This window comes from Legionella tucsonensis (genome assembly GCF_001468035.1).
GTDB lineage: Bacteria > Pseudomonadota > Gammaproteobacteria > Legionellales > Legionellaceae > Legionella > Legionella tucsonensis.
The window spans coordinates 286,613-295,577 of the sequence record NZ_LNZA01000008.1 but is presented as its reverse complement, the minus strand read 5'-3'; the positions used below and the strand labels follow the sequence as shown (position 1 = coordinate 295,577).

Here is an 8,965-nt window from a genome sequence, read left to right as displayed (position 1 = left end):
GAAACAGGCCCGCGCCAATGATAGTGTGAGGTCTCCTCATGTGAAAGTAGGTCATCGCCAGGGTTTTATTCTTAGAAAGCGGCTTCAAAGCCGTTTTTTTTTCAGTGCTACATTGTTATAAAAACTATAAATAATACGCAGTTTTCAGGCCGTTTTCCTATGAGCATTATAAGTTGAGATAAATTCCTGCTTGCTTTTTAATTTAGTTTCCAATTGTTACTGTTATTCCTTGTAAAGTTTAATAATTGATTTATATTTGACTTTAGTTTAAGTTAATTTTATTTAAGGATAGGTTGTAGTTTATGTTAGTCCAACGAATTTTGGATTTTATTCAAACTTTAGAAAAGGAAAACAAACTCATTTCATGTGATGCAAAGTTACGTGAATGTCTTTTTGATCGTTTTTCTAAACGAGTAGCAAGTGACGATTTAACCCGCGATGATTTTTTTTTCCTTCTTACTTGCTATAAAAGCCGTTGGGAAGCAATTGTGGATGATGATGATGATTACACACGTAATCCTTCGGCTATTAATCAACTCTGGATCGATTTGGCTAAAGAACTTGCTCCATTAGTGAAGATTAATTATTTAAAAATTCTAATACCAACTTTGGTAAATGAAAAAGATTTAAATGATTTTTCATCGCTTGATGAAACAGTAAATCTCTTTAATTTTTATCTTGGTCATGGTGCGAATACTTTATATAGAAAGTTGAGTTTTTGTAAGCACTTAGAAAATTGGAAATTTGAATTATCGACTTACAGAGGAGATAAAAAGCTAAGTGTTGTTACGGTAGATGAATTAGCTCGTCTAAAATTATGTAAACAAACTTCACGAGAAGTAAGCGTAAACTCTGAAAGATTTAAAAATTTTTGGGATTTGATGCGTAAAAAGGTTTTTGTAAATTTAAAAGATCGTGGTCGTATGCCCATAGCCTTTTTACCTCATTTAATGGAGTTAGTTGAACGATACTATTATTTGAAAGATAACGGGCTTAAATTTGAACAATTTAAAAAAGAAATTAACAATCTTTTCCGTCGCCTGTATGATTATAATTTAGCTGATGTAAATTTCTTATATGGTACAAGAATTGAGTATAAGGAAAATGAACAATATATGTTAGATGTATTTATCGCGCTTTGTACTGCCAATAGTTATGATGAGATAAATTATGAAATTCAAATACTAAGTAAATGGTTATTTGAATTTAGTCCAGATTTAAAAGCTACAAGTAAGGAGTTACAGCCCGTTTATCAGAAACCAGAAGAAATTGGTGTGGACTCACCATTCATTAAAACAGATGCATTTGTAAATTGTTGCAAAATGCTTGTTTCTCTGTTTACAACTCAATTTGAACTTTCTATTTTCTATACCCGGCAAGTTCATAGTTTATGGGATAAAAAAAACAACGTTTTTCCAGAAGCATATGGTATTTTTACTATTCTGTTGCCATTAATTGCCGCGAATAAGCCTAAAGCTTTGGAAACGGCTTATGAAGAAATTATCCGAGATATCATTATTCCTGCACGTAGAGATAATAGTTGGTATACATGGTTTACTCGTTATCCATCAACAAGTAAATGGTTGGAGCTTGTTCAAAATTGTAAGTTAAATGAACTTGGCGTTCATTGGTTTGAGCCGGAATTGTTATTTAATGTATTACAGCTTTTTGATACAAATAATCCATTAGTTAGAATGCGAATTAATCATTTATTAGATGATATAATTCAAACGTATGCTCAAAACCAAAATGAACTCATGAAGCAACTTCGTGTTAATATCTTATTTACTGAATTCCTAAATGGATTAAGTGAACACCACCGCACCCATTTATTGAGATTAATTAAATTATGTAATTTAGATACCGCAAAATCTAAATTTCTTAATAATTGCACCAAGCATATTAATGAACAAATAGCTCAATCAGGTGAAAGTACTGAAAGCTCCTCATGCTTTTTTTCTCGTCCCCGTAAGTTAGATAGGGTAAAAATATTTAATTTAACTGAGAAAGTAAAAGATGTTGAGTCAATGATTGTTGAGTATAAAACTCAATTACCTAAGCTCTCTGTTGAACCCAGACAAGAAGAGAGAATAAGTGCATACTTATTAAAAATGGGCCAACCTATTTTAACCGTAACACAGAAGGAAAAGGCTAAGAATAGCAGCAGACCTATCCTAGATTATATAGGTCTATATAATTAGTAATTATACGATCCTAAATAGAATTAAAAATAGTGATTAGGCTGTTAATTTATGAGTTATAGTGTTTGCTTTCATCCAGAACGTAAATGGTTGGTATTTGGCCGCAAAAGTTTTATTTCGTATACTGGGCACAAAGCTTGATGAAATTTTCATATCGTTTTTCTGAAATCAAGCCTTCATTTTTTGCCTTAATAATGGCGCAATGCGGAGTGTCTTTATGGGTGCAATTACGAAATTTGCATTGTGACAAGTAAGGTCTAAACTCAGGGTAACCTCTTACGATTTCAGCAGCCTCTATATGTCCTAAGCTAAATTCCCTTACTCCAGGGGAATCAATTAAAGCCCCGCCGCTAGGTAAATGATAGTAGCGCGAATTGCTCGTGGTATGCCGACCTAATTCTGATATTTCAGAAAGTTCATTGATCGAGATATTTTGTTCATGAGGCAGAATGCTTGAAATAAGCGATGATTTGCCTACTCCGGATTGACCTACAAAAACACTGATTTGATGATTTAATCTATGTTTGAGTTGCTCGAAGCCCTCAGAAGAATTTTTATTAATTAGTAGAATAGGATAATTAAGAGTTCCATAGTCCAGAATTAGTTGTTCTTTAAGAGATTCACAGGGCAAGTCGGTTTTATTTAATAAAATTATTGCATGCAAGTGCAGTGTTTCAGCCATAACCAAATAGCTATCAAGCAATGGCCAAGATATTTCGGGTTTTGGTGCGATGACAATAATGAGTTGTGTAATATTTGCAGCAACAGGTTTTATCAACCCTGCACTTGGTTTTGCCAAGACACTGCTTCGTGGATATAGGCTGACTACTACACCTTGATTAACTCCCTCTGCTTGCCAAATTACCCTATCCCCGGCGACCAATGTTTCTAGATTGGGTCTGATGGAACAATGTATCTGTTTACTTTGATTGTCTTCGACTACAACGTGCTTGCTAAAACGAGTAATGACTAAACCATCAGCCAGATCATCATGACTTTTTTTATTTTCATGATAATTTTGTTGAATTTGTTCAATACGGGCAGATTGTTGTTTACTAATACGTCTTTTACTCATGGCTCCGATCTATATTATAATTATTTAAAAATATCCTTAGCTCAGAGAGAAAACCAGGGCTAAATAATCATACAGTATGAAGGTAAATTAAATTTAATGAAAGTCTACTTGGTTGGTGGTGCTGTTCGTGATCAATTATTAAATCTTCCAGTAAAAGAGCGCGACTGGGTTGTTGTTGGTTCTAGTCCAGATGAATTATTAAAAAAAGGATTCAGAAAAGTTGGCCGTGATTTCCCCGTTTTTTTGCATCCTAAGACTGGTGAGGAATATGCTTTAGCACGAACAGAAAGAAAATTGGCTCCTGGATATTATGGTTTTTCCTGTGATTTCAATAAAACTGTAACTTTGGAAGAGGATTTAGTACGTCGTGATTTAACAATTAATGCAATGGCTCGAGATGAACAAGGACACCTCATTGATCCCTACAATGGCCTAAAGGATTTAGAGTCTAAGTTGCTTCGTCATGTATCCCCGGCTTTTGTAGAAGATCCTGTACGTGTGCTGCGTGTTGCTCGTTTCTCTGCTCGCTTTCATCATTTAGGTTTTAAATTAGCTGATGAAACACGTTCATTGATGTATAGCATGGTACAACGAGGTGAGTTGGCTCATTTGGTGGCTGAACGTGTCTGGCAGGAGTGGCAAAAAAGTCTGGAAGAAAAAAATCCTGAACAATTTATTGTTACCTTACGTTCCTGTGATGCATTGCGTGTAATTTTGCCTGAGCTTGATGCACTGTTTGGTATTCCTAATCCTTATCGTTATCATCATGAAGTCGATTCTGGGGTTCATACTTTGCTGGTTTTACATGCTGCGGTGACTTTAACTTCAGATCCTGTGATACGTTTTTCTGCATTAGTTCATGATTTAGGTAAAGCTTTATCACCAGCACACAATTGGCCAAGTCATCATGGCCATGAAGAACTAGGTGTTGCTATTATCGAGGATTTGTGTTCTCGTTTACGGATTCCTAATGATTATCGTACTCTCGCAACCATGGTTTCACGATTTCATTTGAATATTCATCGCTTATTTGAGTTGCAAGCCAGTACTATTGTAAAAATTTTGGAACAATGCGATGCATTTCGTCGTCCACAACTCTTCTATAATATGTTAATTGCTTGTGAATCTGACGCAAAAGGTTGTGGTCGAGATATTGATTACCGACAGAGTAAATTATGGAGTTACTTGCTCACTGAGTGTGCTAAAGTGAATAGCCAAACGATTATTGCTGAAGGTTATAAGGATGAGGCAATTAAACATGCCTTGCATCAAAGACGAGTAGCCTGTGTAGAACTAATACTAAACTCCTGGAAGACAAATGAAAAATAATCAAAATTTAATTTGGATAGATTTGGAAATGACAGGACTTGAGCCTGAAAAAGATAGGATCATTGAGCTTGCTACGGTGGTGACTGATCCCCATTTAAATATAATTGCTGAAGGACCGATTTTTGCTATTTCTCAACCTAAAGTGTTGCTGGATGGAATGGATTCCTGGAATACCAGACAACATGGACAATCTGGTTTAGTCAATCGAGTTTTGCAAAGTCAAATCAGTGAGGCACAAGCAGAGAAATTAACCATTGAATTTCTAAAGCAGTATTTGGATAAAGGCAAATCACCAATGTGTGGTAACAGTGTGTGTCAGGACAGGCGATTTTTGTATAAATACATGCCGGATCTCGCTGCGTTTTTTCATTACCGAAATTTGGATGTGAGCACATTAAAAGAGCTGGCTATACGTTGGAGGCCTGAACTATTAAATGGGGTAGTTAAAGAATCAAAACACCTTGCATTAGACGACATTAAAGACTCCATTGCAGAATTGGTATATTATCGTCACCATTTCATCAATTTGCCGGATGTAACAAAATGACACAAAGAGAGCGATTAGAACTACCTAACAGTGCAGATAAATTGTTATTGCATTCATGTTGTGCACCCTGTTCTGGTGAGGTTATGGAAGCGCTTATCAGTTCAGAAATTAATTACACTATCTTTTTTTATAATCCGAATATTCATCCTGTTCAAGAATATGAAATCAGAAAAAATGAAAACATTAATTTTGCACAAAAACACAATATCCCGTTTATTGATGCGGATTATGACAAAGATAATTGGTTTGCTCGGGCTAAGGGTTTGGAATGGGAGCCTGAGCGTGGTAAACGATGCACTATGTGTTTTGATATGCGTTTTGAACGCACGGCCTTATATGCTCACGAACATGGTTTTCCTGTGATCAGCAGCTCTTTGGGAATTTCGCGCTGGAAAGATATGAATCAAATTAATGATTGCGGCATTCGAGCTGCAAGCAAATATCCTGATCTGGAGTACTGGACCTATAATTGGCGTAAAAATGGTGGTTCAGAACGTATGTATGAAATTGCCAAGCGCGAAGAGTTTTATAAACAAGAATACTGTGGATGTGTGTATTCTTTACGCGATACAAATGCTTGGCGTAAACAAAAAGAGCGTAATCGAATAAAAATCGGTATTAATTATTATTCTGAAACTCAAAAAGATGAAGGCGCGTTATGAGTACGCACTCACATGGTGGTGGTTCACATCATCATCACCATCACACGGCGACCTATAATAAAGCGTTTATCATTTCCATAATCGCCAACGGTCTTTTTGTGGTCATACAAATTGTTTTTGCTTATTTGGCTAATTCGACCAGTTTATTGGCCGATGCGTTTCACAATTTAGGTGATGTTTTAGGTTTGGTTTTGGCCTGGATTGCTACAGTACTTATGAAACGCGCACCTACGATGAAAGCGACTTATGGTTTAAAAAAAATATCTATTCTCTCAGCATTGACAAATGGGATTTTGTTAGTCTTTACTTGTGGAATTATTGCCACTGATGCTGTTTATAAATTATTTTCACCATCAGAAGTCCAGGCTTTATCGGTAATGATCGTCGCAGGTGTAGGTATTGTAATTAATTCAGCCACTGCATTATTGTTTGCTCATGGTTCTGAGGACTTAAATATTAGAGGCGCTTATTTACATTTATTTTATGATGCCTTAGTTTCAGTTGGTGTAGTTTTGTCAGCAGCATTATTGTATTGGACTGGCTGGCTATGGATAGATCCTGTAGTCGGTTTGTTAATTGCATTAATTATGCTCAAGGGCACCTGGACTTTATTTGCAGGGAGTTTCAGATTAATTATAGATGGAGTGCCAGATAATATTTCTTGGACGGCTGTGAGCGATTTTCTATTAAACAAACCGGGTGTAAAAGGATTTCATGATTTACATATTTGGGCTCTCAGTACTCAGGAAAATGCGATGTCAGTCCATTTACACATGCCTGATGAAGAGCTTTCTGATGCATTAAGGGCAGAATGGGTTGAACAATTACGTCATGAATTTAATATTCAACATGTAACAATTCAAGTAGAAAAAACCACGATAGATTGTAATGATGCATGTCATCAACCAAAGTTCTTATAGATAAAAATGAGATAAAAGCATCGTTCGGGAATCTGGTGGGGCAAAGCCTTATTTACACTTTCTAAGTGGCTGATATGTAATAGTTCAGTGTTCACATTAATATAATACATTTTTCTTGAAGAAATAAATTGTGACGTAATGAGTTAAACTTTAAAATCCTCAAAAATATGGATGAGAATTTCTAAAGTCGATCAGCATTGATTTTATTGCAATTATCCTATGGGATATGCTGCTTTTAATTGAATTGAATTTATTGAGTAATTTGAAGAACCGGTAGAACCTATCCATCCAAGAGCAATGCTACCTCCCGATTTCTTTGTTAAATCAAACCAAATACCCAGCGATCCCATATTTTGAGGAAGGTTACCCGCAATAAAATTGTAATTGAATTCTGGACCTAAATTCGTATAAAAGAGTTCTTGGGATTTATTACTTCCAGAGTTGTAACTGTATTGAGTTCTCGCTGATGGAGTGAGTATCCAAGTTTCAAATGTAATGATTTTCGATAGAAAAACCCCTGTAGACCATGATGTATTTGAGGCATCCAAAGAGTTAAACGTTAGTGCCATAGGGCCACCTTGTTCCACAAATTGGTTTAGTTCGGCAGATACTATATCGGCGCGGCAAAATAATTGAGTAATTACAGTTTTTATTGTGAATAAATTAGATATACCCAAAGAGCCATAAGTCATTTTACCATTTCTATTACTAAGAAGGGTTTCACCACTAAACTCTGATTGGCGTCTGTTTGAAAATTTAGGCTCTCCATAACCTATTAAAGCGTCCACAAACCAATTATTTATGGGCTGGTAGGTAGCATAGCCTGTAAGGGATAATTGATGGGCGTTGCTTACAGAAGTAAAGTGATTAATTGTACTTTTGTCAGTTGCATACCCTACAGCAAAACCTGCAATCAGTGATTCTTTAGCTTGAAAATCAACTCCCACAGTCAGGCCTTCCAGAGTGAAATTATTACGACTATCTCCTGGATTACTTATCTTACCGTAGCTGGTATTACCATTACCCCATAAAGACATTGAGAGATTATTAACCAAGAAATTATTTAGAGTTAAGTTATTCAGTTCATACGAATCTAAATTTGAAAGTGGATAATTACTTGAGTTTTGGTTATCAATCTCATTTGAGGTGATAAGAGGGGCAGTACCAGAAGAGAATGCTAACTGTTGTTTATTATATTGGTTGATCATTCCTCGAGAAGCGGAAGAAAACTCTTGATATTGCTGAGTTGGCGGAGTATGAAATCCTAATGTCACCTTATTTTTTTTAAGATCAAAACGGTGTAATTGTTGTAAATGATCCGTTATTTGTATTATGTGCGTTTCGGCAAAGTGTTGGGTAGCAACTACTTGTGCATTAATTAACCCAGTCATTGCAGTATCTGAAGTAGGATTGGGTGGAGTAAAAGCGGAGATGGTAAGGATGAATGACTGAGTGGCAGGATTTCCTATACCATTTGTTGCTGTAAAAGTAATTGGATAATTACCTGTTTGGGTAGAAATGCCTGAAAGAACTCCAGTTGAAGAATTGAAAGTAATTCCTGTTGGCAATGTTCCTGTTACTGTCAGTGTAGGTGCTGGTGATCCAGTTACAGTAACGATAAATGAGCTTGAAACCCCAAAGGGAAATGTGGTTGAAGCTGCTGAGGTAATTGCAGGAGGAGATGAACCAACGACAGATATGCTTTGTTGTACTTGAGGAGCAGGAGCATAATTTACATTACCCGGCTGATTTGCATTGAGAATACAATTCCCAACGCCAATAAATGAGACAACACCTTCGCTTATGGAACAAACGTTACTACTGCTCGTATCTACAGTAATCGTCACGGGTAAGCCCGATGTTGCAGTCGCTGTCGGGATATAAGTACTGCCATCTACAATAGGATTGGTTGGGGCTATGCTAGTAAAAATGATGGTCTGGTTCAATTGATTTACGCTTAATATCGCGGCACTACTTATTACAGTTCCAGCCGAATTGGATACATCAACGGTATAGTTTCCTGCATCTGCTAATGCAACACTGGGGATGTTATAACTTGCTGTAGTGGCTCCAGCAATTGCTACCCCATTTTTTTTCCATTGGTAGGAAAGAGGGGCAGTACCTGTTGCGGTTACCGAGAATGTTACAGATTGTCCCTCGGTTACTGTTTGGCTAACGGGTTGTGTGGTTATTGACGGGGGAATTACGGAATTTACAGTTAATACGGCAGT

Annotated in this window: 7 protein-coding genes; 5 read left to right on the top strand and 2 right to left on the bottom strand. The window is 36.4% G+C overall.

All coding sequences use genetic code 11. The features are described 5' to 3' along the window. The first annotated feature begins 320 nt into the window (after window positions 1-320). The gene (locus Ltuc_RS14030) at window positions 321-2,201 is read left to right on the top strand and encodes a hypothetical protein (protein ID WP_238584158.1); all 1,881 of its coding nucleotides are present in this window, start codon (window positions 321-323) and stop codon (window positions 2,199-2,201) included. 112 nt (window positions 2,202-2,313) lie between these two features. Here Ltuc_RS14030 and rsgA read toward each other — a convergent pair whose 3' ends face one another. Beyond that, window positions 2,314-3,276, bottom strand: coding sequence for a ribosome small subunit-dependent GTPase A (gene rsgA, locus Ltuc_RS14025; RefSeq protein WP_058521976.1), 963 nt, complete (start codon window positions 3,274-3,276; stop codon window positions 2,314-2,316). A gap of 96 nt (window positions 3,277-3,372) precedes the next feature. Here rsgA and Ltuc_RS14020 point away from each other — a divergent pair, with 96 nt between their 5' ends. Genes Ltuc_RS14020 through Ltuc_RS14005 form a run of 4 tightly spaced genes read left to right on the top strand, consistent with a single transcriptional unit; the run spans window position 3,373 to window position 6,734 of the window. Further along, window positions 3,373-4,605, top strand: coding sequence for a multifunctional CCA addition/repair protein (locus tag Ltuc_RS14020; RefSeq protein WP_058521975.1), 1,233 nt, complete (start codon window positions 3,373-3,375; stop codon window positions 4,603-4,605). Beyond that, the gene (orn, locus tag Ltuc_RS14015) at window positions 4,595-5,152 is read left to right on the top strand and encodes an oligoribonuclease (RefSeq protein WP_058521974.1); all 558 of its coding nucleotides are present in this window, start codon (window positions 4,595-4,597) and stop codon (window positions 5,150-5,152) included. The genes Ltuc_RS14020 and orn overlap by 11 nt, the downstream gene beginning before the upstream one ends. Further along, the gene (locus Ltuc_RS14010; protein ID WP_058521973.1) at window positions 5,149-5,814 is read left to right on the top strand and encodes an epoxyqueuosine reductase QueH; all 666 of its coding nucleotides are present in this window, start codon (window positions 5,149-5,151) and stop codon (window positions 5,812-5,814) included. The genes orn and Ltuc_RS14010 overlap by 4 nt, the downstream gene beginning before the upstream one ends. Then, window positions 5,811-6,734 (top strand): cation diffusion facilitator family transporter, encoded by a 924-nt coding sequence (locus Ltuc_RS14005; RefSeq protein WP_058521972.1) that lies wholly within the window; start codon window positions 5,811-5,813, stop codon window positions 6,732-6,734. The genes Ltuc_RS14010 and Ltuc_RS14005 overlap by 4 nt, the downstream gene beginning before the upstream one ends. Before the next feature lie 212 nt (window positions 6,735-6,946). On the opposite strand, the gene Ltuc_RS14000 is transcribed toward Ltuc_RS14005, so the two are convergent. Further along, on the bottom strand, window positions 6,947-8,965 hold a 2,019-nt coding region (locus Ltuc_RS14000), incomplete at its 5' end, for an autotransporter domain-containing protein (RefSeq protein WP_193786865.1).

What these genes read in the sequence shown, in the direction of transcription:
- orn (WP_058521974.1), top strand. Translation starts at nt 4,595, where the DNA reads ATGAAAAATAATCAAAATTTAATTTGGATAGATTTGGAAATGACAGGA.
- Ltuc_RS14010 (WP_058521973.1), top strand. Translation starts at nt 5,149, where the DNA reads ATGACACAAAGAGAGCGATTAGAACTACCTAACAGTGCAGATAAATTG.
- rsgA (WP_058521976.1), bottom strand. Translation starts at nt 3,276, where the DNA reads ATGAGTAAAAGACGTATTAGTAAACAACAATCTGCCCGTATTGAACAA.
- Ltuc_RS14020 (WP_058521975.1), top strand. Translation starts at nt 3,373, where the DNA reads ATGAAAGTCTACTTGGTTGGTGGTGCTGTTCGTGATCAATTATTAAAT.
- Ltuc_RS14005 (WP_058521972.1), top strand. Translation starts at nt 5,811, where the DNA reads ATGAGTACGCACTCACATGGTGGTGGTTCACATCATCATCACCATCAC.